Below are 26,579 nucleotides of genomic sequence, written 5' to 3' on the forward strand. Positions count from 1 at the left end.
TTATATATTTTTATAGGATTACTTAACTTTCGATTTCTAAGTCCTATATTAAAAAATTTGGGGGAATAAATGAATATTAAAGACATTTTTAAAATTTATAAAGGATTACCTTTTAGTATATATGTACTTTTTGTAGTTAAAATTATAAATTCATTAGGTGCTTTTGTAGCACCTTTTCTTACTATGTTTCTTTCGGACAAGATAGGATTAAGCAAAGATGTAATTGGAATATTCATAATGACAAATGCAATTTGCACAGTTCCTGGTTCACTTATTGGCGGTAAAATTTCAGATACTTTTGGAAGAAGAAATGTATTAGTCACTTTTCAGGGATTAGCTGCATTATGTTATATACCTTGTGCATTTCTTGAAAAATCTATTATTGTACCATATTTATTAATTATCTCATCCTTTTTTAATTCCATAGCACAACCTTCTTATGGAGCTATGATTGCAGATTTAACAAATACTAAAAACAGAAGCAGTGCATACTCTCTTCTATATCTTGGGAATAACTTAGGATTTTCTATAGGTCCTATGATAGCAGGTTTTTTATTCAGCCATTATCTTAAGATGCTCTTTATTGGGAATAGTATAGCGGTTTTTACATCAATAATCATAGTATATACCTTTGTAAAAGAGACAAAACCTGATAGGGAAGCAGAAAAGCAAATCATAAATGAAAACGAAAAGGTAGAGGAAAGTAATCTTATAAGGGCATTGTTTAAAAGACCACTACTTTTATCTTTTGCTGCGTTATCTATGATATATAGTTTTGTTTATGCTCAATATCCCTTCTGCATACCACTTCAGGTAGAAGAAATATTTAAGAGCAATAGTTCAGTTTTATATGGAAAGATTATGGCTACAAATGGACTAACTGTAATACTTTTTACCACAGTTATAACTAGGTTAACTAGAAAATTTTCAGCAATACAGAATGTAGCTGGAGCAGGAATATTTTATGGTTTGGGCTTTGGAATGATGTATTTTATTGAGAGTTACCCTATGTTTATATTGTCAACAGTAATATGGACCTTAGGTGAAATAATTCATACTACCAATTCTGGAGTATATATTGCAAATCATACACCTATGTCGCATAGAGGAAGATTTAATGCAGTTATACCTCTTATAACTGGTGCAGGCTTTGCAGTCGGACCAGCTATTATGGGAATGTATATAAAAAATAGAAGAGTCATAGATGCATGGCCTGTAGCATTTACTTTAGCTATTTCAGCATCCGTGTTATTCTATGTGCTTTATATAGTTGAAAATAGAAAAAAAGAATATCAGAAATTGCATAAATACAGTAGAGAATAAATAGTACAATTTTTAAATATCCAACCAGAATGTTTGACTTATCAGCGGCATTCAGAGGTACACCTATGAATACCTATGATTAAATCAATTATCAAAGTTAGATATTTATAATTCATAATCTGAAAGAAAAATGTTAATATGAACATAAAAGATAAAATTAAAAAATACCATGACAGAAAAGTTTAATTATTCATCTAATAAATAATTGGAATCATGCTCATAACTAAATATTTTTAATATTACGGATAATTAATTTTGTGTTGACAGGTAAAATTTGTGATGCTAGAATGATAAAAATGAAAATTCAGAAAAACAAATAACAATTTAAAAAAATAAAAAAAGTATATTGACAAGTTGTTAAAAACATAGTAAATTTATAAACAATATATCAAAAGCGATGACAGGATTAAGTAAATATGTTTAATGCTTCAAAGAGAATGGGGAATGGTGGAAACCCTAAGTATACATATTGAAACTCCCCCTGTAGCTGCAGGCTGAACTAATAGTAAGCTGAGCCGGTGTAAGCCGTTATTTAAATGAAGTAAGAAATTTGGGTGGTAACGCGGCAGATCTTCGCCCCATGATAGGCATGGGCAAGGTCTGTCTTTTATATACTCAAATTTAAAAAAATTGCTGATTTAATTTAGAATATCATGTAATAAAAATATAAAATCTATGAATAAAATGCTGATTTAATAATATATTTAAATCTATACAAGTAAATATAAAAAAAGCAATGACAGGAATAAGTAGATATGTTAAGTATTTTAAAGAGAGTGGGGACTGGTGAAAACCCATAAGTACACATATTGAAACTCATCCTGTAGCTGCAGGCTGAACTAATAGTAAGCTGAGCCGGTATAAACCGTTAATCGAATGAAGTAAAAAATCTGGGTGGTACCGCGGACAGACTTTCGCCCCATTATATGGGAAGAGTCTGTCTTTTTATTTACCCTATAATAAATTTATTCAGACAAACACATTGAAGTTTAATAGTTTTTCATCTGGCCAGTGGAAACTTTAAATATATTTTATACACATGTTATGTAAAATAATTAAAGTTATGTAATTAAAAGGGGGCAAACACAATGTCAATGTTTACAAGTAAAAAATATTCAAAGGACCTTAAACAATTTAATGAACCGCATAATACTTCAAAGGATAGTATGTCACCAGAAGCAGCTTCACAAATTTATGAAGCAGGTAAGGCGTATTATGAATATTTAAGAAGTTCAAAATCACAAGGTGATGATGCTGAATGTGATTACTGTACAGCCTTTATGATGTTTTAATTTAAGGCAATTATATAAAAAAACTAAAGAAATTAGAATTTTAGGGGGAAACAAAATGGCAAATATGTATTACGACAAGGATGCAAATTTAAATCTACTAGAAGGAAAAAAGGTAGCTATTATAGGCTATGGAAGTCAGGGGCACGCACATGCGTTAAATTTAAAAGAAAGTGGAGTAGATGTTTGCGTAGGTCTTTACAATGGCAGTAAGTCTTGGGAAATTGCTGAAGGAGCAGCAGGACTAAAGGTTTTAGAAGCTGAGGAAGCAGCAAAAGAAGCAGATTTTATCATGATACTTATACCAGATGAAAAACAAACTAAGCTCTACAAAGAAAATATTGAACCAAATTTGACAGAAGGAAAGGCTTTGATATTTGCTCATGGGTTTAACATTCACTACGGCCAAATTATTCCTCCTGAAAATGTAGATGTATTTATGGTAGCTCCAAAAGGACCAGGACATACTGTAAGAAGTCAGTATGTTGAAGGAAAAGGAGTACCTTGTCTAATAGCTATTCATCAAGATTATAGTGGAATGGCCAAAGAGCATGCACTAGCTTATGCTAAGGGAATTGGTGGTGCTAGAGCAGGAGTACTTGAAACTACTTTTAAAGAAGAAACAGAAACAGATCTTTTTGGGGAGCAAGCAGTATTATGCGGGGGAGTTACTGAACTAATAAAAGCAGGATTTAAAACCTTAGTGGATGCAGGTTACCAACCAGAAAGTGCATATTTCGAATGTTTACACGAACTAAAGCTAATAGTTGATCTTATAAACGAAGGCGGACTTAGCTACATGAGATATTCAATTAGTGATACTGCAGAATACGGTGACTACGTTAGCGGAAAGAGAGTTATAACAGATGAAAGTCACGAAGGGATGAAAAATATTTTAGCTGAAATACAAGATGGAACTTTTGCTAGAAACTGGCTGCTTGAGAATCAGGTAAACCGTCCATACTTTAATGCAGTTAGAAAGCAGGAGAAAGAAGAACAAATAGAGGTTGTTGGTAAAGAACTCCGAAAAATGATGCCTTGGGTTAAAAGAAAAGAGTAGAAATAGGACATTAAGAGATGCTTAGTTATTGCATCTCTTAATGCTAAAACAAAAATATGAGCAGGGGAAGTGGATTTAATGACAAGAAAAATATATATTTTTGATACTACATTAAGAGATGGAGAACAAACTCCAGGAGTGAGTTTAAATATACATGAAAAATTAGAAATTGCAAGGCAGCTCCAAATACTTGGAGTAGATATAATTGAAGCAGGATTTCCATTTGCATCTAAAGGAGATTTTGAAGCTGTTAAAGCTATTGCAAAAAACATAAAAGGTTCTACTATTACAGGACTTGCTAGGACCTCTAAACAAGATATAGATAATGCATGGGAGGCTCTAAAATATGCAGAGAACCCTAGAATCCACACATTTATTGCAACATCAGATATTCATATGCAGCATAAGTTGAATATGAAACCGGAAGAAGTTTTGGAAAGAGCGCGTAGTATGGTAAAATATGCTAAAAGATTTTGTCCAAATGTTGAGTTTTCACCAGAAGATGGAACGAGGACCCGTCCGGAATTTTTATATAAGGTATTGGAAGCGGTAGTTGATGCTGGTGCAGATGTAGTAAATATACCTGACACCGTTGGATATACAACACCAGGAGAGTTTGGAGCATTTATTAGAGGAATTAGAGAGAATGTTCCTAATATCCATAAGGCCGTCATAAGTGTTCATTGTCATAACGATTTGGGATTAGCAGTTGCAAACTCACTTGCGGCTATCAAGAATGGAGCTCAGCAGGTAGAGTGTGCAGTAAATGGACTTGGTGAGAGGGCTGGCAATGCTGCTTTAGAAGAAATAGTAATGTCCATTAAAACCAGATCCAATTATTTTAAGTGCCATACAGGTATAGTGACTGAGCATTTAACAAAAACCAGTAATCTAGTAAGTCACTTAACAGGAGTGCAGATCCAAAATAACAAGGCTATTGTTGGTGCAAACGCCTTTGCTCATGAATCCGGTATTCATCAGCATGGAGTTCTAAATTGCAGAGAAACTTATGAAATAATGACTCCTGAGTCTGTTGGCTTAAAGAAAAACCTTATAGTACTTGGAAAGCATTCTGGAAGACATGCTTTTGAACAACGATTAAAGGAAATAGGCTATGATAACTTGGATTCCAATAAGGTTAATGAGGCATTCTTAAAGTTTAAGGATTTAGCGGACAAAAAGAAATCTATTTCAGATGAGGATATAGAAGCACTAATAAAACAAGAGGTATTTCAGGTTCCTGAAAATTATAAACTTGAACATTTTCAAGTCTCAAGTGGAAACAATATGGTTGCTACTTCTACTGTAAAAATACGTTATGATGGCAATTCAATTGATGAGGCTTCCTGTGGTGATGGTCCAGTGGATGCAACCTTCAAAGCAATTGAAAAAGCTGTAGGAATAAATGTTAAGCTAAAAGATTATTTCCTAAAGGCAATAGGCAGTGGAAAAGATGCATTAGGAGAAGTTACTGTAAAAATTGAGAAAGACAATAAAATATTTTCAGCCAGTGGAGTAAGTACAGATGTAGTAGAGGCTAGTGCCAAAGCTTTTATAAATGCTATTAATAAAATGTACTACTACTTATTTCAAGAAGAGAATTCTGCTTCGCATATTGATAAAACAATCGTCGAAGCTTAATAATAGAATAGATTTTCAATCAAGTATTAAAAAGAAATGAAAATAACGGATAACTACGACTGTGAATAGGTTAATAAATACAATTAAATATAATTTAAAATATTGCTTGATTTGAAAATCAAATGTGTAAAGTACTAGAAAAGAACATTAAAGCTTTGTTTATTTAAATAAACTAAATAACTAATTTATATATTTAATTTCTAGACATATAAAAAGTATTGGAGGAATGAATATGGGGATGACAATGACACAAAAGATTTTAGCTGCTCATGCAGGTTTAGAAAGTGTAAAGGATGGACAGCTAATTAAAGTAAAATTGGATTTAGTACTTGGAAATGACATAACGACTCCTGTAGCCATTAAGGAATTTAATAAAATTGGAGTTAATGAGGTTTTCCATAAAGAAAAAATAGCTATTGTACCTGATCACTTTACTCCAAATAAAGATATAAAATCTGCAGAGCAGTGTAAATGTGTGAGGGAATTTGCTTACGATAAGGGAATCAAAAATTATTTTGAAATCGGACAAATGGGAATTGAACATGCATTAATACCAGAAAAAGGCCTAGCTGTTTGCGGCGATGTAATAATTGGAGCAGATTCACATACCTGTACCTATGGAGCTCTAGGAGCTTTTTCAACAGGTGTGGGAAGTACAGATATGGGAGCTGGTATGGCTACAGGGGAAGCTTGGTTTAAAGTTCCGGAAGCTATAAAATTTGTACTTAAAGGAAGTTTGTCGCCTTGGGTAAGTGGAAAGGACGTAATACTGAACATTATTGGTATGATTGGTGTAGATGGGGCACTTTATCAATCAATGGAATATACAGGAGATGGGGTTAAAAGCTTATCTATGGATGATCGTTTTGCTATGACAAACATGGCTATTGAGGCAGGAGCTAAAAATGGAATTTTTGAAGTAGATGAAAGAACTATAGAATATGTGAAAGAGCACTCTGATAGAAATTATGTGATTTATAGGGCAGACGATGATGCTGAATATACAAGAGTTATAGAAATAGACTTGTCTGCTATTCGCCCAACAGTGGCTTTTCCGCATCTTCCTGAGAATACTAGAACTATCGATGAGGTGGGAGAGGTAACTATAGATCAAGTTGTCATAGGTTCTTGTACTAACGGGAGAATAGAGGATTTAAGAGCAGCTGCAAAAGTTTTAAGAGATAAAAAAGTAAATCAAAAGGTAAGAACTATTGTATTTCCAGCTACTCAAAAAATTTATCTTCAAGCCTTAAGAGAAGGTCTAATTGAAACATTCATAGAAGCAGGTGCAGTGGTAAGCACGCCAACTTGTGGACCTTGTCTTGGAGGACATATGGGAATACTAGCAAAAGGAGAAAGATGCATAGCAACTACAAATAGAAATTTTGTAGGAAGAATGGGACATCCAGAAAGCGAAGTTTACTTAGCAAGTCCTGCAGTAGCAGCGGCATCAGCAATTACAGGTAAAATTTCATCACCAGAGGAGGTAGCAAAATGGTAAAGGGAAAAGTAATAAAATATGGTGATAATGTAGACACAGATGTTATTATTCCAGCTAGATATTTAAACACCAGTGATGCTTTAGAGTTAGCATCTCACTGTATGGAAGATTTGGATAAGGGTTTTTCAACTAAAGCAAAATGTTCAAACATTATAATAGGTGGAAAAAACTTTGGATGTGGTTCTTCAAGAGAACATGCTCCTATTGCTATAAAGGCTGCTGGAATTAAATGTGTTATAGCTGAGACTTTTGCAAGAATATTTTATAGGAATTCAATAAACATAGGACTACCTATAGTTGAATGTGCTGAAGCGGCCAAAGATATTGAAGAAGGCGATGAAGTAAATATAGACTTTAAAACTGGAATTATTACCAATGTTACTAAAAATAAAGCCTATAAGGCAGCAGCTTTCCCAGAGTTTATGGAGAAGATTATAAAGTCAGAGGGACTTATAAATTATATTAAAGTAGAAAGTAATAACTAACTAGATAGAGGTGAATGTGATATGAAAATAACGATTATACCAGGAGATGGAATAGGAAAAGAGGTAATAAATCAAGCTGTTAAAGTATTAAAGAAGATTGAAAGTAAATATAAATGTAATTTTGAGTTTAATGAAGCATTACTTGGTGGTGCCGCTATAGATGCAACAGGAAATCCAATACCGGAAGAAACTATACATAAGTGTAAGAATAGTGAGGCAGTTCTTTTAGGAGCAGTAGGTGGACCTAAGTGGGATGATTATCCTGGAAACTTAAGACCAGAAAAAGGACTGTTATCATTAAGAAAAGAGCTAGGAGTGTTTGCGAACTTAAGACCAGCTATTTTATTTCCACAATTGAAATCAGCATCTACTTTAAAGGACGAAGTTCTAGGTGATGGATTGGATATTATGATAGTTAGAGAGCTAATTGGTGGAGCTTATTTTGGGGAAAAGAAGAGAATAGATATTGATGGTGGACAAAGAGCTTATGACACAATTGACTATTGTACTAGAGATATAGAGAGAATTGCAAAAAAAGCCTTTGAGGTTGCCAGAAAAAGAGATAAAAAACTTACTTTAATAGATAAGGCGAATGTGTTAGAAACCTCAAGACTTTGGAGAGAAGTAGTGACAAAGATAAGTGAAGATTATAAGGATATAGAATTAAATTACATGTATGTTGATAACGCTGCTATGCAGCTGATTAAAAACCCTAAGCAATTTGATGTAATACTTACAGAAAATATGTTTGGAGATATTTTAAGTGATGAGGCTTCTATGCTAACTGGATCACTAGGGATGCTTCCTTCAGCTAGTGTAGGAGAAGGCAGTATAGGTCTTTATGAGCCAATTCATGGATCTGCACCAGATATTGCAGGACAGGATAAAGCAAATCCTATTGGAACAATAATGAGCACAGCTATGATGCTTCGATACAGTTTTAATATGGAAAGTGCAGCTAACGATGTAGAAGCTGCTGTATCAAGAATTATGGATAAAGGATACCGTACTGGCGATATTATGGAGCAGGGGATGAAAATAGTGGGAACAGAACAAATGGGAGATCTTATTGCAGAGGAAGTATTAAAACTATATTGTGTAAGATAAGGGGGAAGTAACATGAAAGTTGCTGAGGCAATTATACAGTGTTTGCATGAAGAAAACGTAGATACGGTATTCGGATATCCTGGAGCTACAGTTGTTCCCATATATGAAGCTTTAAGAAAGTCAGACATTAAACACATATTAGTTAGACAGGAACAAGCAGCCGGTCATAGTGCAAGTGGCTTTGCGAGAGCTAAAAAAACGGTAGGGGTTTGTATTGTTACATCAGGTCCTGGGGCGACAAATTTGATTACGGCGATAGCTACTGCATATATGGATTCTATTCCTTTGGTAATCATAACAGGTCAGGTTAAATCAAATCTCATTGGTAAGGATGTTTTTCAAGAAGCTGATATTACAGGAGCAACGGAGTCTTTTACAAAACATAACTACTTAGTCAAATCTGCTGAAGATGTTCCTAGAATTATGAAAGAAGCCTTTTATATAGCTTCTACAGGAAGGCAAGGACCAGTATTAATAGATATACCAGTTGATATTCAGTGTGAAGATATAGAATTTTTTTACCCAAAGGGAGTAAATATTCGAGGATATAAACCTAAATTTGAAGGACATAAAGGACAGATAAAAAGAGCAGCAGAAAAGATTATGGAAAGCAAAAAGCCTCTTATATGTGTAGGAGGAGGTATTATTTCCAGTGGAGCAGAGAAGGAATTAAAGGAGTTTGCTCATAAGTCAAAAATACCAGTTGTTCATACATTGATGGGAAAAGGTAGTATTAATGAAGATAATCTATATTATGTAGGGTTAATAGGATCTCATGGGTTTTCCTATGCTAATAGATCTATATCAGAGGCGGACCTTCTAATACTTATAGGAACTAGGGCTGCAGATAGAGCTATTGCAGGTTCAGACTTTGCAAGAGATGCTTATGTTATTCATATTGATATTGACCCAGCGGAAATAGGAAAAATTTTAGGACCCAATATTCCAGTAGTAGGAGATTCTAAGCAGGTTTTAGAAGAATTGGTAAAGGAAGTTGATGAAGTTGACGCAAAAGAGTGGCTTGATCAAATTGCAGCATGGAAGAAGGAAGTAGAAGAGCCTATTAAGCTGAATTCGAAGGTAAGTCCTAAGTATGTACTGAACACATTGTCTCAAATGTTAGAAAAAAATGCAATTATTACTGCAGATGTTGGACAAAATCAGATCTGGAGTGCAAGAAATTTTCAAATAAAGAATTCAAGAAGTTTCTTTACTTCAGGAGGACTTGGTACTATGGGATATTCTCTGCCTGCTGCAGTGGGAGCTAAAATAGCAAATCCTAGTAAGACAGTTATTGCTGTTGTCGGAGATGGTGGTTTTCAAATGAGTATGGCTGAACTTGGTACAATAGTTGATAATAATGTAAACATAATAATACTCTTATTTAATAATTCAGTGCTAGGAATGGTTAGAGAAATTCAAAAAAATATCTATGGCGTTGGAAGGTATAGTGGTGTAAATTTTAAGTGTCAAACAGACTTTATTAAAATAGCAGAAGCTTATGGATTAAAAGGTAAAAGAATTATTAGAAATGGAGAATTCAAGGAAGCCTTTAGGGAAGCTGTAAATTCCAATAACACATTTATAATAGAATGTATTGTTGATTCTAGCGAAAGTACCTTTTAAGAGTATTAAACATTTTTAATTTGTTGTTTTTCAAATGCTGTATTTAAGATAATTTATTGAATAAAAGAGGGGGTGAAGGTTATTAATAAATATGTTTTATCTGTATTAGTGGAGAATCACTCAGGAGTATTAAGTAAAATATCCGGATTATTTAGTAGGAGAGGTTATAATATTCACAGTCTAACTGTAGGTGTTACAGAGGATCCTAATGTATCTCGAATGACTATTGTAGTCGCTGGTTGTGAACATATGCTGGAACAAATAAGTAAACAATTAAACAAGCTTATAGATGTTATAAAAATAATAAGCTTAGATTCTGTAGGCGCTGTTTATAGGGAATTAGCACTTGTGAAGGTTGCTATGAATCAAGCTAACCAATCAATAATCACGGAAACTGTTAATATTTTTAGAGGCAATATTGTAGATATAGATATTAAAAGTATGACTATTGAAATTACTGGTGATGAAGAAAAAATATCTGCGTTTATTGATATGATGAAACCCCATGGAATAAAAGAAATAGTTAGAACAGGCCTTACTGCATTAGAAAGAGGATAAGTGAAATTTGTTAACTAGTTTGATTGATAATATGCAGTGCAAAATTATGCAACATATAAGAATGACGGTAGTTTTGCAAAATAATGAATAAAAAATATTTTTAATTCATTATTTTGTGAAAATTAATATAAGAGTTGATATTAAGGGAATTTGCATAAAAAACGTGCATAATTTTATTGATTGACATAAATAATAAAGTTGTTATAATAGGTTTAAATGAAAAATTAGTTTGCATATTCAAATATTGGTTATGAATTTTTATTATATATTATTGATTAAATATTGATTTGGAGGATAACATTATGGAAAATATCATTAGAAAGGGAATAAGCCAAAAATTTTATTTTTACTTTTTTAGCTGGAGCTTTTATTATTTTAGCGCTGGCTATTTTTGGTTCAAAAAAATATATATTCCTATTTCTAATGAGTTTAATAAATACAGGTATATTTCTAATAGCGCACTGCGATGTACTTAATTTAGATATATTTGATTTAGTTTATAGATAAGGCTCATTATGAGCCTTATTTTTTTATACTTTTTTACAAATAAAAAAATTTTTAGGGGGCATTTATCATGATAATAATTATGAAACCACACACACCAAAGGAAGAGATTTTAATACAAAAGCAAAAATTAGAAAGAGAGGGATTTGAAGTGAACTTATCACAAGGAGAGAATTACTGTATTCTTGGATTAATTGGGGACACTACAAAAATTGATGAAAGCAAAATAGGTGCAAATGAATATGTAGAAAAGATTCTTAAGGTTCAACAGCCTTACAAATTAGCAAATAGATTATTTCACCCTGATAATACAGTAATTGATGTTAAGGGTGAAAAAATTGGTGGAAATAAAATTGCCATTATGGCAGGTCCTTGTTCTGTAGAAAGTGAGGAACAGATAGTAGAAATAGCAAGGCTAGTAAAGAAAAGCGGGGCAGGATTCTTACGTGGAGGCGCTTTTAAACCAAGAACTTCACCATACAGTTTCCAAGGACTTAAAACTCACGGGTTGGAGCTTTTAAAATTAGCAAGAAAAGAAACAGGACTTCCAATAGTAACTGAGATAATGACTGCAGATATGATAGATAAATTTGTTGAAGATGTGGATGTAATACAAGTTGGAGCAAGAAATATGCAAAACTTTGAGCTTTTAAAAGAGCTTGGAAAAACTAGAAAACCAATACTTTTAAAAAGAGGTCTTTCAGCGACCATAGAAGAGCTTTTAATGTCGGCAGAATATATAATGTCAGAGGGAAATGAAAATGTAATACTTTGTGAAAGAGGCATAAGAACCTTTGAGAATTACACAAGAAACACGTTGGATTTAAGTGCTATACCAGCTATAAAGAAGTTAAGTCACCTTCCAGTAATAGTGGATCCGAGCCATGCTGCAGGTTTATGGTGGATGGTAGAACCTTTATCTAAAGCAGCAATTGCAGTAGGTGCAGACGGGCTTATCATTGAAGTTCATAATGATCCTGCTAACGCAAAGTGTGATGGACAACAATCTATAAAACCGGATAAATTTCACAGACTTATGGAAGATATAGATGCATTAGCGCAGTTAGGGTCGAGAGAGATTTATGAAACAATAAATTTTTAGGCTTTAATTATTAGAGCTTTAGTTGTCAAAAAGAATACTTTAGAGTTCTTAATATAGTTTGCAAAAAACTTTTCAAATAAAAGGGGAAGATATAATGGATGAATCTGGCTTTAAACTTAATATAGCAATTGTAGGCTTAGGTCTTATAGGAGCATCTTATGCTATGGCACTTAAAGACTTGGCGCCCGAATGTATATATGGAGTAGATAAAAATGAAGAAACTTTGAAAAAAGCTTTAGATATGAGGATTATAGATAAGGCCTACAAAAATGGAGATATCTTTTTAAAGAATGTAGATTTAATTATTATAGCTCTTTATCCTCAGGATACAGTAGAGTTCATAAAGGATAATTTGCATAACTTTAAAGAAGGAGTTTTAATAACAGACACTTCTGGAGTAAAAGAAAGCATAGTTGATAAAATAAATTCCATTTTACCAGATAATATGGAGTTCATTGGTGGACACCCAATGGCAGGAAAAGAGTCTGGAGGTATTAAGTTAGCTTCTAAAGAGATTTTTAAGGGAGCTAACTATATCATAACTCCAACGGGAAAAAATAATAAGTGTAATATTGACATTATAGAAAAGATGGCTAAAAGTATAGGTTTTAAAAATGTAATATATATAAATCCTGAGGAACATGATAGAATAATATCTTTCACTAGCCAGCTTCCGCATGTCATAGCAGTTTCGCTTATTGATGCATGTATAGAGGAAAATGATATTGGGTTATATACCGGTGGGAGTTTTAGAGATGCTACTAGAGTTGCTGTTATAAATCCTATGTTATGGTCAGAGTTATTTACCATGAACTCAGAGAAGCTAATATCTGAGATAGAACGTTTTGAGGAAAGTATAAGCAAATTGAAGGACGCAATAAAGTGTAGAGATGTTGATAAACTAGATCATATTTTTAAGCAAGTATCCTTGAAAAGAAAAGAATTGATATAAAAGATAATAAAATATATGGAAGTGATTGAATGAGTATAATAGACATTGAGCTTAAGCACAAAAAATATAAAATACACATAGAAAAAGGAATATTAAATACTATTGGTGAACATATAGCAGAACTTTATACGGGTAAAAATATAGTACTTATAACAGACTGGAATGTAGAAAAGTTTTATTTAGAAAGAGTTTGCATATCCCTTGAAAAAAGTGGATTTAACATAAAATATATATCCATTAAACCGGGAGAACAGAGTAAAACCCTTAGTATGCTGCAGGAAGTATATGAAAAGTTCTGTGATTATGGATTAAAAAGAGGAGATTTAATAATATCACTAGGAGGAGGAGTAGTTGGAGATTTGGCAGGCTTTGCAGCAGCTACTTACTTAAGAGGAATAAAATATGTTCAAATTCCAACATCCCTTTTAGCTCAAGTGGACAGCAGTATAGGTGGAAAGGTAGCAGTAGATTTACCCTATGGGAAAAATTTAGTAGGAAGTTTCTATCATCCTGAGGCAGTTTTTATAGATTCTGAGGTATTACAGACCTTAGATAAAAAATTTTTTAACGATGGCATGTCAGAAATTATAAAATATGGGTTAATAAGGGATAGGAGCATTTCAGATACGGTTTTAAAGTATGATAATAAAGAAGAAATTCTAAAAAATATAGAAGAGATAATATATAAATGCTGCTCCATAAAGAAAAACATAGTTGAAAATGATGAAAGAGATAGGGGAGAGAGAATGCTGCTAAATTTCGGCCATACATTAGGTCATTGTATAGAAAAGTACTTTAATTATGAGATTTATACCCATGGAGAAGCAGTAGCAATTGGAATGGCTCATATAACTAAGAAAAGTGAAGAATTAGGAATTACAGAGAAAGGTGCTTATGATTATATAAAAGGTGTTTTACAAAAATATGAGCTGCCATTTGAAATGCCAGATGTAGGCTATAGTGAATTATTTGAAGCAATTAACTATGATAAAAAGGCAGAGGATAATGCTATTAATTTAGTACTATTAGCTAAGGTAGGGGAAGGTAAAATTATTAATATAAATATGGATGATATTGAAAAATATATAGTTTAATAATCTGATTATAAAAGTGCTTAAAATGACATTGTAAAAAATTAAAGAGATAGGGGGCTATTTAATGAAAAATATACAATATAAAACTATAAATCCGATAAAGTTATCAGGAAATATAACAGTTCCACCATCTAAAAGTGATTGTCACAGAGCAGTAATTTGCGCTGGATTATCAGAAGGAGGTAGTGAAATAGAAAATGTTACTTTCTCAGAAGATATAGAAGCTACCTGCCAAGCTATGAAACACTTGGGTATAAATATAGTAAAATTTAAAGATGGTTTAATTGTAAAAGGTGAAAATAAGCTCAGTGTTAAAGAATCTAATATACATTGTAGACAGTCGGGATCTACATTAAGGTTTTTAATTCCACTAGCAGCAACCTTAGGTGAGGAAGTTACTTTTGAAGGTGAAGGAAAGCTTATAGAAAGGCCACTTAAGCCATATTACGATATTTTTAACAGCCAAAAACTGCAATATAAAAATCAAGATGGAAAGCTTCCTTTAACAGTAAATGGTGTGTTGAAGTTCGGGGAATATAAAGTTAAAGGAAACATAAGTTCACAATTTATAAGTGGATTGCTATTCGCACTTCCACTTTTAGAGGGAGACTCCAAAATAGTAATTACTACAGAATTAGAATCAAAATCATATATAGATATGACGCTAGATATGCTGGGTAAATTTTTAATAAAGATAGAAAATAATAACTATAAGGAATTCATAATAAAGGGAAATCAAAAATACAAATCATGTAACCATAGAGTTGAAGGAGATTTTTCACAGGCTGCATTTCTACTTACCATAGGAATTTTAGGTGAAGGCATAAAATGCAGAGGACTTAATATTAAATCGCTTCAAGGAGACAAGGCTATACTGGATATTCTTAGACGTATGGGAGCACAAATTATTGAAGATGAAGGAGAAATAGAGGCTTTACCTTCAAAAACGCATGGCACAGTGATAGATGCCTCTCAATGTCCGGACTTGGTTCCTGTACTTGCGGCTTTAGCATCTGTAAGTGAAGGCACTACAAAAATAGTTAATGCAGCAAGGCTTAGAATAAAAGAAAGTGATAGATTGGCAGCTATAAGCTCTGAACTCAATAAAATCGGAGCAGATGTAGAAGAAAAAGAGGATGGATTAATAGTAAGAGGAAAAGATAAGCTAAGAGGTGGGGAGACATATAGCTGGAATGACCATCGTATAGCAATGGCGCTGGCATCTATTTCTTCAAAATGTACAGAACCGCTTATAATAAAGGATTCAAACTGTGTTAAAAAATCCTACCCAGAATTTTGGCAGCATTTTAAAAAGCTAGGAGGTAATATAGATGAGTGGAGTGTGGGGGAACAATATTAAGCTATCAATATTTGGAGAGTCACATGGCAAGGCTATAGGAATTACAATAGATGGACTTAAACCAGGGATAGAAATAAACCTAGATTATATAAAAAATCAAATGCAAAGAAGGGCTCCAGGATCTAGCACACTTTCTACCCCAAGAAAAGAAGGAGATAATTTTGAAGTACTAAGTGGATTGTTTAATGGTAAAACCACAGGAACTCCACTTTGTGCAGTAATTTATAATCAAAATACTATATCCAAAGATTATGAAATTACAAAAAATCTAATGAGACCTGGCCATGCTGATTACGCAGGACATGTGAAATACAATGGCCTCAATGATTATAGAGGAGGCGGGCATTTTTCAGGAAGACTTACAGCACCTATAGTTTTTGCAGGAGCTGTTTGCAGACAGATATTAGAAAACAAAAATATAATTATAGGAAGTCATATAAAGAGCATAGGAGAAATTAAGGAAAAGAATTTTGATTTAAAAGATCTAGAAGTGGAGAAGCTAATTGAGTTGTCAAAAGCTGAGTTCCCAGTGCTAGACCATAAAAGCAGAGAAAATATGATGGAGAGTATTTTAAAAGTAAAGGAAGAAGGGGACTCCATAGGAGGAGTTATTGAAACAGCAGTATTAAACCTTCCACCAGGAATTGGTAATCCGTTTTTTAATTCTATAGAGAGTACTATTTCAGGGTTATTATTCTCAATTCCAGCAGTAAAAGGAGTTGAGTTTGGTGCAGGCTTTGACATAACAAGTATGAAAGGTTCAGAGGCTAATGACGAGTATTTTATAGATGAGAATAAAAAAATAAAAGCCAGAAGTAATAATAATGGAGGAGTTACAGGGGGAATTACAAATGGTATGCCTCTTATATTTAGAGCTGCTATTAAACCAACTCCTTCAATATCAAAAACTCAAAATACCGTGGATATAGAAAAAAAGGAAAAGGCTGTTTTAAAGATAAGAGGTAGACATGATCCTTGTATTGTGCCGAGAGCAGTGCCAGTAATAGAAGCGGTGGCAGCAATAGCAATATTAGACTTAATATATAGTTGAAAATAACGAAGATTTTTTCTAAGAAAAATTTATTGCAATAGTTAAGTCTATAAAGCTATTAATATAATGGGGGTGCTATTTTGGAAAAACTAAGCTGCTTAAGAGAAAAGATTGATATAATAGATGAAGAGATAGTTAAACTTTTTGAAGAAAGAATGGACATAGTGTGTAAGGTGGCTGAATATAAGAAGCAAAATTCTATGGAAGTTCTAAATGCTAAACGAGAAAATCAAGTTATAGAAATGCAGCTAAATAATTTAAAAAACAAATCCATAGAAAAAGAAACGGAAGAGCTATTAAAACATATTATGTACATAAGCAGAAGCTTACAGAGCAAGTTATTAAAGGATGATGATATAAATTCTGAAAAGTATAAGAATAACTTTAAAATAGGGAGTGAAAAAGCACCTTTAGTAGGTTTTCAAGGAGTTCCTGCTTCATTTAGTCATGAAGCTTTAATTAAGTATTTTGGAGAAGATACTAAGGTTTTGAATTTCAAAAATTTCAAAGATGTATTTGAGGCTTTAAAGAATGGCGATATACAATATGGAATTTTACCTATTGAAAATTCATCAACCGGAGGAATTACTGAAGTTGATGATTTACTGAGAAAATACAATTTCTATATAGTAGGTGAAAAGTGTCTTAAAGTAGACCATAATCTTCTAGTAACTAAGGATGCTGAGGCTTCAGATATAAAAGAGGTATATTCTCATGCCCAAGCATTTCTTCAAAGCAGTAAGTTTTTTGAAGAACATGATAATTGGATGCTAATACCTTACTTGAATACAGCACAAAGTGCTAAATATGTAAGTGAAGAAAATAATAAGTCTAAAGCCTGCGTTGCAAGTAAAAAAGCAGCGGAATTATATGGACTTAAAATCATAGAAGAAAATATAAATTATAATAACAATAATTATACAAGATTCATTATAATAGCTCCAGAAATTGAAGTTAATAAGAAATGCGATAAAGTTAGTATAGTTATTGCACTGCCTCATAAAGTAGGCACACTTTATAATATAACAAGGCATTTCTATAATAATAATTTAAACATGACAAAAATAGAGTCTAGACCAGTGGTAAATAAATCCTGGGAATACTTTTTCTATATAGATTTTAGCGGGAATATGCAGGATGAAAGTACTGTTAATGCTCTAAAGGAAATGGAAAAGGAAAGTATATACTTTAAGCTTTTAGGAAACTATAAATCAGATTGTAATGTAAAATGAAAAACGTTTTTACAATTTTAAGTAGCTATTTTTAATTAATTATCATGAAAAAGCTTAACATTTCAGAGAATGACGCTTATATAGTTATAAAGAGAAAAAGAGGTTGTTATTTAACCTCTTTTTCAAAATACTCCAGTACCAATTTAGAAGCTTTACTTAAATCCTTATTTTTAAGTACTATAGCGCCACCTGTAAGCTCAAAGCTTGGAAACTCAGGAATAATTGCAAATTTACCATCAAAAATTTCTTTTGTTATATTTCCACAAGGAACCAGTGATATACCCATCTTATTTTCAACCATATTTTTTATGGTCTCAACATTAGTAAATTCCATATTTTTTTTTATTTTAATGTTAAATTTCTTGAGAATTTTTTCTGCTATAAGTGCATATTCACAGTTTCTTCCGAAAGAAAAGAAGGTAATATCAGAATAATTACTTTTTTTAATTTTGTCCCAATAGGACTTTTCCGAAATAAATACTAAACTTTCTTTATAAAGTGGTATAAAATCTAATTGTTCTAAACAAGGATCGGTTGGAATGATACCAAAATCAATCCTTCTCTTAAGAACAGAATCTATTACATCTTTTGCTGGAATTGTATCTACACTGAAACTTAGTTCAGGGTAAATATATGAGATTTTTCTGATAACCTCAGAAAGTTTGGTAGGAGCAAAGGTTTCTGAAGTAGCCATTTTTACTGTTCCTTGTGGTTGATGAAAATTAATCATGGAATCCAATAACTCTTTTTCAAAATCAATATATCTGTATGCATACTTAGCAAATTCTCTTCCCGCCTCTGTAACCATAACTCCTCTTGGCAATCTGATAAACAGCTTTTCACCAAAGGTTTCTTCTAAAGTATTAATATGCGTAGATATAGTAGATTGAACATATCCAAGACGCTCTGCTGCTTTAGTTATATTTTCTTCCTCGAATACGGCAATAAAAGTATGGAAAAGTTTTCCTTCTAAATTTAAAATCATGTATAACATCCTCTCAAATTTGCAGTACAAATAAATTTTACATATAACGTTTCTATACAATAATTTAAAAACCCATAAATTGGTTAATGATTTTGTTTTGCGATGAGTTCAATCGAGATTATTCGTTTTAAGTTATTTTTAAATGATGCTATTATTTATGTTGTAAGTAACAAATTTAATTATATCAATATTATAACAAACAAACTTATAATAAATAAATTTTTAGGAGGAATTTAAATGAAGGTTATTGCTTTTAATGGAAGTCCAAGAAAAAATGGAAATACAGCTGAAAGCTTGAAATTAGTTCTTGAAGAGCTTGAAAAGGAAGGTATTGAAACAGAATTAGTTCAACTAGGTGGACTAAAACTATTTGGATGTTTAGCATGCGGGATGTGCTTTAAAAATAAGGACAAACGCTGTGCACGTAAAGACGATGAAATGAACAAGTTTATAGAAAAAGCGGCAGAAGCGGATGGAATTCTTATTGGATCACCAACATATTTTGGCAATGTATCTACTGAAGTAAAGGCATTTATTGATAGATGCGGTTCTGTTAATATAGCTAATGATCGTAACTTACTAAGGAATAAAGTTGGAGCAGCTGTAGTATCTGTAAGAAGAGTAGGAAGTAGTTTTGTATATTCTGCTATAAACTTTTTCTTTGGCAGCAATGAAATAACAATACCTAGCTCAACTTCTTGGAATATGACACTATCACGTGATATAGGAGATTTGCAAAAAGATGAGGAAGGTATTCAAACCTTTAAAACCCTTGGGAAAAATATGGCAAATCTTTTGAAGAAGTAAATTACAACCTCTGTACTATTAAAAGGTATGGAGGTTATTTTAATCTTACCTAGTTTCATGCTTACTTATTTGAAATTACTTGCATAAACAAGCAATAAGGAGTAATATGTAATTATTGTAATATATGTGAAAGAGAGGTATTTTTTTGAATAATGACAATAATGTAGATATACAAGCTCTTGATCAGGCATTAGGTATGACATTTAGGCTTGTATCAAATCGCATTAATTCAAAGTTTAAGACTGCAGGTTATGTAGTTACTCCAGAGCAATATATGATACTTAGTTGCTTGTACAAGTATGGAGAATTGCAGCAAAATCAAATATCGAAACTAGTAACTAAAGATGAGCCAAGTATTTCCCGGACAGTTAATAACATGATTAAAAATGGCATTGTAAAACGAGTTCAGCACCCAAATGATAAAAGAACTAATTTAATTTGTTTAACAGAAAAAGCAAAAGAAATTGAAGAGGATTTACATAATGAATGTTTAGTAGCATTAAAGGAAGCTATTAAAGATATTTCTAGCTCAGATATGAAGATATTTGAAAATGTGATATATAAAATTATAAATAATTTAAAGTAATATAATTTATAATTCTAAGCTATATAGAGAAACATGCCTAAAAATTGGCTTGATTCTTTATAATAAAAATATTGGAGGGAAGAATGATGGGCATTGATAAAATGTTTTATAAAACACTTTTAAAAGGTCTATTCTGTGATCCTTTTAAAGTTGAATTTTGGGATGGAGAAGTAGAAAATTATGGACAAGGAGAAAGTAAATTTAAAATAATCTTTAATGAACACATTCCCAAAGGGGATATAGTAAAAGACCCTTTTATAGCTTTTGGAGAAGGTTACATGGCGAAAAAAATAGAGATAGAGGGAGATATTCAAGAAGTTACAGAGTCTTTATATAATAATAAAGAAAGTTTTTTAAGTAACAGTAGTAGATATGCAGATTTAATTAAAAGAATGTCTAATAATATTGCTAACAGTAGAGAAAATATAGGACATCACTATGATATAGGAAATGATTTTTATAAGTTATGGCTAGATGATACAATGACTTATTCCTGTGGATATTTTAAGTCCTCTAATGACTCATTAACAACAGCTCAAAGAAACAAAGTTGAGCATATTTTAAAAAAACTTGCATTGACAAAGGGGCAAACATTGCTTGATATAGGCTGTGGTTGGGGAGAATTAATTATCACAGCAGCTAAAGAGTATAAGGTAAAAGCTTTAGGAATAACTTTAAGTTCGGAACAATTTGCCAAGGTTAGCGAAAGAATAGAAAATGAGGATCTGAAAGATTTAGTTCAGGTTAAACTTGTGGATTATAGAGAATTAGAGAATATAAAATTTGATAGAATAGTCAGCGTAGGCATGTTGGAACATGTAGGGAAAAAACATCTTGATGAATACTTTGAATCTATAAATAATCTGCTGAATGAAAAGGGTGTTTCTTTGCTTCATTGCATTACAAGTACAGATGAAGGTGGTACAAATACTTGGATAGATAAGTACATTTTCCCTGGTGGCTATATACCATCAATTAAAGAATTAATTTGCAATATATCAAAATATAAATTTTATTTAACTGATCTAGAGAGCCTTAGAAGGCATTATGGAAAAACATTAGAATGTTGGGCGAAGAACTTTGAGAATGCATTATCAGAAATAAGCAAGACAAAAGATGAAACTTTTATAAGAATGTGGAGGTTGTACTTAAACGCTTGTGCGGCATCTTTTAACTGTGGCAATATTGATCTTCATCAATTTTTATTTGTAAAAGGTGTAAACAATGAATTACCATGGACTAGAGAATATATATATAAATCTTAATATATTAATATTTTATCGTAATATATTAATAATATTAATAACCTAATAAAAAGATATGATTTTAGTAAGTTATTAATATTATAAAAAAATATAATTAAATAGTAACATGTTTCATATAAGCAGGCATCCAAAATCTTAAGTAGATATCCCAAATCTTAAGTAGGCATCCAAAATCTATGATTTTGAGATGATCACTTACACAGAGTGCTGATTTTGAGATGATCGGTTAAGCAGCGAACCCAAATCTCTGATTTGGAGTAAGTCGCTTACTCAGCTAGTACTCATTCGACGGTAGGAGAAGGAGTTTCATATGAATAACTATTAGGGGAAAAGTATGAGAAGCGACATAGTAAAAGGCGGATCAAAAGAAGTACCCACAATATCTTTTAAAATAGCTCTTCCATGAAATATTATATATATTAAAAGCCATTGCTGTATTTAGACTGCAACTAAAAACAGCAATGGCTTTTTATTGGCGATTTAAGTTTATTATTATATAATATAGTTAAAATTCTTCTGTTAAGTCATAGGATTGGTGATAATAAATATGATAGACGATCTATATTATAGCAATAAACATGATATTCAAAAATTCGATTGGGGTGAAGTTATTTGGCTTCATGTTCCTTCTAATTTATTGACTCAAAGGCTGAGTGCTGGTTTAGTGAAATTTTTTCCAAGAAAAAAGCAGCCAAGACATGTTCATTTTGGAGAAGAACAGATACTGTATGTGATTCAAGGGAGGGGAATGCATACAGTAAATGGAGAAGAGCAAAAGGTAAAAGAAGGGATGGTTATCCATTGTCCGCCTTATTCGGAACATGAAGTAGTAAATACAGGTAACGATGAATTGATTTTCTTGGCAACATATACTCCTTCTAAGTTATTAGAAGTTCATCAAAGCATAACGACATCTAATAATAAACATATATTAGATATTATAGATAGGGAAGTATTAGAAAATATTCAGGAGGAAATATCAGGGCTTTTAAAACTTTCAGTAGGTATAGCTGATAACAATAATAATTACGTTACAGATCCTATAAGAATACATAAGTTTTGTGATTTATGCAAAAATAAGAGCATCTGTAAAGAAAAAGATAACAAATATAAAAGTGCTCTTAAAGGATTAGATAATGTATTTATATGTTGTAACAATATAATAATTATTATAATTCCTATATTAATAGGAGAAGAGATTTTAGGCTATGTAAAATGTGGTCACTTTCTTATAAACAAACCTGTAGATATTAAAAAATATATTTTAGATAGTTATAAATGTGAAATTACAAATATTGAAGAATTAGTAGCTGCTTATAATGATATACCTGTTATTCCTAAAAGTAGATTTTATGCTCTTCAAGAATCTTTAAGTATAGTTTCTAAACTTATTTCTAATATTATAGAAAATAATTTAGTAGAAAAGGAATTAAAAGAAAAAAATAATGAAATACTTAAAAATGCAAAAGAAAAATTATACTTAGAAGATGCACTAAAACAGGCCAATATAAAACTTCTAAGATCTCAGGTATCCTCAGGTTTTGAAAATCATAGATTTAAACCTAAAAGTTTTTTCAGTAGAGAAAGTATTGAGTATCCTCTTAAAGTAGAAAATAAACTAAGAGCTGCAATTAAAAAATTTGATGAAGCCTTGTGTGAAGAGATTATTTATGAAACTGTCAATGTGTATATAGAAAAAGAATTTTCTGTTCAAGAAGTAAAAGAAACTTTTGAAGAACTTGTGGTAATTTTAAGCAGATTAGTATACGAAGAAACTAATGACGATGAATTATTTCTAAGCATTAGACAGAAATATAAAGAAAAAATAAAGAAGTGTAATAGCTACAATGTTTTGCAAGAAATTTTAGTGGAATTTTCTAAAGAAAATATAGGTATATTAAGAAACATAATGTTAAATGGAAAATATGATCTTATACAGAAAATTAATTTATATATAGAAAATAATTTTCATCAAGACATTACCTTAGGCTTTCTTGCAGATATGTTTTTTATAACTCCTAATTATTTAAGTACTATTTTTAATGAGAAGAATGGTATGTCCTTAAAGGATTATATAAACAAACTGAGAATAGAAAATGCTAAAAAGTATTTAATAGAAACTGATATGAAAATATCAGATATAAGCAAAATAGTAGGATATAATCAACTAAGTTACTTTGGAAGTATATTTAAGAAGCTTGAAGGATATACACCTAATGAGTATAGGATAAAATTAAGAAATAAATAAAAGGGCAGAGTTTTTACGACTCTACCCCTAATTTTTAAAGGACTATTAACAACAAGTTGTAGTTAAATCTTAAAGTTTTTGCTCCTTAGATTAGAAATTTTTTCTCCATTTATTATATTGATTGACATACTTATATTGTATTATATTAAAGAATTTGTCTAAAACACCTAGCCTTTTTAGCCCTTTCAACATTGACATCGGGTATTTTTGGATAATTTCAAAGTTTTTTCTAGGATCTATTATCTTTATAGATTCATCAGCTTGTACAAATATATGGCCTAAACGTATATCTATTCTTGTAAATCCTAATGATTCAAAATCATTAAATATCTCAACTAATTGAAAGCATAAATTCTCATTTAAATCATGAGTCTTTAAATATTCTTTTAGGGTCATTCCATTTATAAAATCCATAACAATAGAATAATTATCATGATGGTATACTTTAGGGAAAAATTTACTTTTGCGTCCACACTGTAGAAGATAGAGCTGACTTTTACAGGAATTTGCCTTGTTAAAAACCTTTATTACTTTATCCGGTGGCAGAAAATAAACTTTACCTTGATGACCTTGTCCAATAAATTTTAAGTTACTTATGTCTATACCACAATAATAATTTTCACTACTATGCTGATATAGATTCATAATAACAACTCCTCATTTAGTTATTCATAAATTTAATCTTTAGATTGTAATGTTTTTAATGTATTATATTACAAAATATATAAAAGGTTACTATAGAGAAATAACTAGAAGATTTTATGAATATATATCAGAAAACTCAACGCTTATTCTTTCAACCTTTTTATGTAACTCATCTTCATTATTTATAATATCTAGAGGTTTATAATATATTTCATTATTATCTACTGTTTTGTTAGGAAGAAAAATTACAAATTCACTTCCTACACCGCAGGTGCTGTATGCACTTATGGTACCTTCATGAGCTTCTACTAATGCTTTAACTAAAGACAAGCCTATTCCACTTCCTTCTGCTCTTCTAGTAAGCACTTCATCAACTTGCCTGAAACGCTCAAATATTACATCTAGTTTATCTGAAGGTATTCCACACCCAGTATCTTTAACAATTATCATAATACCGCTGTCCATATCTTTAACATTTACATTAATAGTTCCGCCTAATTTAGTGTATTTAATAGCATTAGACAAGAGATTTAACATAATTCTTTCAATTTTATCATCATCATAAGCTATTATCTTTTCCTCTGTATCCGTATCAAATATTAAATTAATTCCTTTACTTTCAACATAATCTGCAACGGATAAAGTAATGTTTTCTACCGTTTCAATAATATTATTATTAGCAAAATGCATATGAAAAAATCCAGAATCAAGTCTTGTAAGATCTATTATATTATTAATAAGCTTTAAAAGTCTGTAAGAGTTTTGCTTCATAATACCAATATATTTTTCAAAGGCACAGGTAAAGTTATTATAATTATCTTTGGAGTCATTATACATAGAGTTAAGAAGCTGAATACTACTTAATATAATATTTAATGGTGTTCTAAGTTCGTGAGATATATTACTAAAAAATTCAGTTTTTAGTCTATCATACTCTATTGTCTGCTCTAAAAGCTTTTTATTCTCTTCAATCATCTTTTTTGTTCTGTAATGTCCTTAATATAACTTAGAACTTGAGTATTACTTTCATCAGATAATGGAGTAGAGTATGCATCGCCAATAATCTGTGTGCCATCGATTCTGATCATATTCATCTCTTTTGGTTCAACTTCAATTCCCTGTTCTAAACTGCTTATTCTTTGAGATGCTAATTCTTTGCAGGAGGCATCTACAAAATTTAGTATGGGTTTTCCTACTACTTCATTTATATGTTTTGCTCCAAAAAGCCTTAATCCAGGTTCGTTTACATAAGAGATAATTCCTTTGTTATAGGTGTAAACACCAAGCGGTGATAACTCAATTATTTTTTTGTTTCTTTCAGTAATTTTTCTTAACTCTTTTTCCGCTTTTAATCTGTCACTTATATCTCTTATAACACATAGTTTTACAAATTTATCATTAAGCTTAAATGCATGTGTATTTACTTCAACAGATAATGTTGAGTTATCTTTTTTTAGAAGGTTAGCTTCAAAAGTATAGCAATGTTCTTTTGTATAGTCATTTATATGTACTAAGGTGTCTTTAAAAAACTTTTTATATTCTGCTGGAAACTCTTCTTCAGCATAGATATCATCAGGAGTCATATTTAGGAGCTCCTCTTTACTGTAACCAAGAAGCTTTGTAGCTACACTATTTACTTCTATAAACTTTCCAGAAGTTCCATCAGAATTTAAAGGAGACAAGAAAATTATATCGTTTACGTTATTGAATATTGTCGTATGCTTTTGTTTGCTTTCCTCAATATGCTTGAATAATGTTATATCCGCATGATATCCTGCTAAATATATGTTTTTGCCATTCTCATCTTTTAAAGCTTTGCCATTACTTTTTATCCACTTATACCCCTGATACTTGGATTTTATACGATATTCAGCCCTAAAGTAATCATCTTTGCCGTCAATAACTTTCTTAAAAGCATTTGACAACTCACCAATATCGTCAGGATGAATAAGTGTAAACCAAAAATCTATATGTTCTATAATTTCATACTTAGAATAACCTAAAAAATTCACTAAGGCACTAATTATAGCAGTTTCACCGGTTATCAAGTCATACTCCCAGGTCCATTCAGATAGGCTATCGGCAATAAGGCTATCTCGTATCGATTTATCTACATTAAGCAATACTATGTCCCTCCAAATAAAGAATTTACTGTTAT

At 31.4% G+C, this 26,579-nt stretch carries 23 protein-coding genes and 1 other annotated feature; of the genes, 19 read left to right on the forward strand and 4 right to left on the reverse strand.

Annotated elements, in window-relative coordinates:
• Positions 1 to 69: 69 nt before the first annotated feature.
• The 15 genes from RCG18_RS17085 to RCG18_RS17155 all read left to right on the forward strand — a co-directional run bounded on the left by RCG18_RS17085 (position 70) and on the right by RCG18_RS17155 (position 17,885).
• Positions 70 to 1,323 (forward strand): MFS transporter, encoded by a 1,254-nt coding sequence (locus RCG18_RS17085; protein WP_308037235.1) that lies wholly within the window; start codon positions 70 to 72, stop codon positions 1,321 to 1,323.
• Positions 1,324 to 2,050: 727 nt separating this feature from the next.
• Positions 2,051 to 2,248 (forward strand) — a binding site (T-box leader).
• Between the two features lie 163 nt (positions 2,249 to 2,411).
• The gene (locus RCG18_RS17090) at positions 2,412 to 2,615 is read left to right on the forward strand and encodes a hypothetical protein (protein ID WP_308037236.1); all 204 of its coding nucleotides are present in this window, start codon (positions 2,412 to 2,414) and stop codon (positions 2,613 to 2,615) included.
• 55 nt (positions 2,616 to 2,670) lie between these two features.
• Positions 2,671 to 3,672, forward strand: coding sequence for a ketol-acid reductoisomerase (ilvC, locus tag RCG18_RS17095; RefSeq protein WP_308037237.1), 1,002 nt, complete (start codon positions 2,671 to 2,673; stop codon positions 3,670 to 3,672).
• Between the two features lie 78 nt (positions 3,673 to 3,750).
• Positions 3,751 to 5,313 carry a 2-isopropylmalate synthase gene (locus tag RCG18_RS17100; protein WP_308037238.1) on the forward strand — a complete coding sequence of 521 codons (1,563 nt, stop codon included), beginning with the start codon at positions 3,751 to 3,753 and terminating at the stop codon, positions 5,311 to 5,313.
• A gap of 232 nt (positions 5,314 to 5,545) precedes the next feature.
• Positions 5,546 to 6,814 (forward strand): 3-isopropylmalate dehydratase large subunit, encoded by a 1,269-nt coding sequence (gene leuC, locus RCG18_RS17105; RefSeq protein WP_308037239.1) that lies wholly within the window; start codon positions 5,546 to 5,548, stop codon positions 6,812 to 6,814.
• Entirely contained in the window at positions 6,808 to 7,299 is a 492-nt protein-coding gene (leuD, locus tag RCG18_RS17110; RefSeq protein ID WP_308037240.1) for a 3-isopropylmalate dehydratase small subunit, read from the forward strand. The genes leuC and leuD overlap by 7 nt, the downstream gene beginning before the upstream one ends.
• A gap of 21 nt (positions 7,300 to 7,320) precedes the next feature.
• Positions 7,321 to 8,406, forward strand: a complete 1,086-nt coding sequence (gene leuB / locus RCG18_RS17115; protein WP_308037241.1) for a 3-isopropylmalate dehydrogenase — start codon at positions 7,321 to 7,323, stop codon at positions 8,404 to 8,406.
• Positions 8,407 to 8,418: 12 nt separating this feature from the next.
• The gene (gene ilvB / locus RCG18_RS17120) at positions 8,419 to 10,032 is read left to right on the forward strand and encodes a biosynthetic-type acetolactate synthase large subunit (protein WP_308037242.1); all 1,614 of its coding nucleotides are present in this window, start codon (positions 8,419 to 8,421) and stop codon (positions 10,030 to 10,032) included.
• An 81-nt stretch (positions 10,033 to 10,113) separates the two neighbouring features.
• A complete protein-coding gene (gene ilvN / locus RCG18_RS17125) occupies positions 10,114 to 10,590 on the forward strand; it encodes an acetolactate synthase small subunit (protein WP_308042053.1) in 477 nt (158 codons plus the stop codon).
• Between the two features lie 574 nt (positions 10,591 to 11,164).
• Complete coding sequence (gene aroF, locus RCG18_RS17130; RefSeq protein ID WP_178907873.1) at positions 11,165 to 12,196, forward strand: 3-deoxy-7-phosphoheptulonate synthase; 1,032 nt, start codon at positions 11,165 to 11,167, stop codon at positions 12,194 to 12,196.
• A 94-nt stretch (positions 12,197 to 12,290) separates the two neighbouring features.
• On the forward strand, positions 12,291 to 13,148 hold the full coding sequence (locus RCG18_RS17135; RefSeq protein WP_308037243.1) for a prephenate dehydrogenase: 858 nt from the start codon (positions 12,291 to 12,293) through the stop codon (positions 13,146 to 13,148).
• A 29-nt stretch (positions 13,149 to 13,177) separates the two neighbouring features.
• Positions 13,178 to 14,242 (forward strand): 3-dehydroquinate synthase, encoded by a 1,065-nt coding sequence (gene aroB / locus RCG18_RS17140; protein ID WP_308037244.1) that lies wholly within the window; start codon positions 13,178 to 13,180, stop codon positions 14,240 to 14,242.
• A 73-nt stretch (positions 14,243 to 14,315) separates the two neighbouring features.
• Entirely contained in the window at positions 14,316 to 15,602 is a 1,287-nt protein-coding gene (gene aroA, locus RCG18_RS17145) for a 3-phosphoshikimate 1-carboxyvinyltransferase (RefSeq protein ID WP_308042054.1), read from the forward strand.
• Entirely contained in the window at positions 15,574 to 16,653 is a 1,080-nt protein-coding gene (gene aroC / locus RCG18_RS17150) for a chorismate synthase (RefSeq protein WP_308037245.1), read from the forward strand. Before aroA ends, aroC begins: the two co-directional genes overlap by 29 nt.
• Positions 16,654 to 16,733: 80 nt before the next feature.
• Positions 16,734 to 17,885: a chorismate mutase gene (locus RCG18_RS17155; RefSeq protein ID WP_308037246.1), complete on the forward strand. Its 1,152-nt coding sequence runs from the start codon at positions 16,734 to 16,736 to the stop codon at positions 17,883 to 17,885.
• Positions 17,886 to 17,991: 106 nt separating this feature from the next.
• Here the strand turns inward: RCG18_RS17155 and RCG18_RS17160 are convergent, their stop codons facing one another.
• Positions 17,992 to 18,870 (reverse strand): LysR family transcriptional regulator, encoded by an 879-nt coding sequence (locus RCG18_RS17160; RefSeq protein WP_308037247.1) that lies wholly within the window; start codon positions 18,868 to 18,870, stop codon positions 17,992 to 17,994.
• 237 nt (positions 18,871 to 19,107) lie between these two features.
• On the opposite strand from RCG18_RS17160, the gene RCG18_RS17165 reads away from it, so the two are divergent.
• The 4 genes from RCG18_RS17165 to RCG18_RS17180 all read left to right on the forward strand — a co-directional run bounded on the left by RCG18_RS17165 (position 19,108) and on the right by RCG18_RS17180 (position 23,776).
• Positions 19,108 to 19,677, forward strand: a complete 570-nt coding sequence (locus tag RCG18_RS17165) for a flavodoxin family protein (protein WP_308037248.1) — start codon at positions 19,108 to 19,110, stop codon at positions 19,675 to 19,677.
• Positions 19,678 to 19,822: 145 nt separating this feature from the next.
• Positions 19,823 to 20,263 (forward strand): MarR family transcriptional regulator, encoded by a 441-nt coding sequence (locus tag RCG18_RS17170; RefSeq protein WP_308037249.1) that lies wholly within the window; start codon positions 19,823 to 19,825, stop codon positions 20,261 to 20,263.
• 86 nt (positions 20,264 to 20,349) lie between these two features.
• A complete protein-coding gene (locus tag RCG18_RS17175) occupies positions 20,350 to 21,528 on the forward strand; it encodes a cyclopropane-fatty-acyl-phospholipid synthase family protein (protein ID WP_308042055.1) in 1,179 nt (392 codons plus the stop codon).
• A 547-nt stretch (positions 21,529 to 22,075) separates the two neighbouring features.
• Complete coding sequence (locus RCG18_RS17180) at positions 22,076 to 23,776, forward strand: PocR ligand-binding domain-containing protein (RefSeq protein WP_308037250.1); 1,701 nt, start codon at positions 22,076 to 22,078, stop codon at positions 23,774 to 23,776.
• Between the two features lie 90 nt (positions 23,777 to 23,866).
• Here RCG18_RS17180 and RCG18_RS17185 read toward each other — a convergent pair whose 3' ends face one another.
• The 3 genes from RCG18_RS17185 to RCG18_RS17195 form a co-directional block, all read right to left on the reverse strand.
• A complete protein-coding gene (locus RCG18_RS17185) occupies positions 23,867 to 24,421 on the reverse strand; it encodes a serine/threonine protein kinase (protein WP_308037251.1) in 555 nt (184 codons plus the stop codon).
• 114 nt (positions 24,422 to 24,535) lie between these two features.
• Entirely contained in the window at positions 24,536 to 25,396 is an 861-nt protein-coding gene (locus tag RCG18_RS17190; protein WP_308037252.1) for a HAMP domain-containing sensor histidine kinase, read from the reverse strand.
• Entirely contained in the window at positions 25,393 to 26,544 is a 1,152-nt protein-coding gene (locus RCG18_RS17195) for a PAS domain S-box protein (protein ID WP_308037253.1), read from the reverse strand. Before RCG18_RS17195 ends, RCG18_RS17190 begins: the two co-directional genes overlap by 4 nt.
• Between the last annotated feature and the right edge of the window lie 35 nt (positions 26,545 to 26,579).

It is taken from the genome of Clostridium sp. OS1-26 (assembly GCF_030915445.1).
Taxonomy (GTDB): domain Bacteria; phylum Bacillota; class Clostridia; order Clostridiales; family Clostridiaceae; genus Clostridium_AM.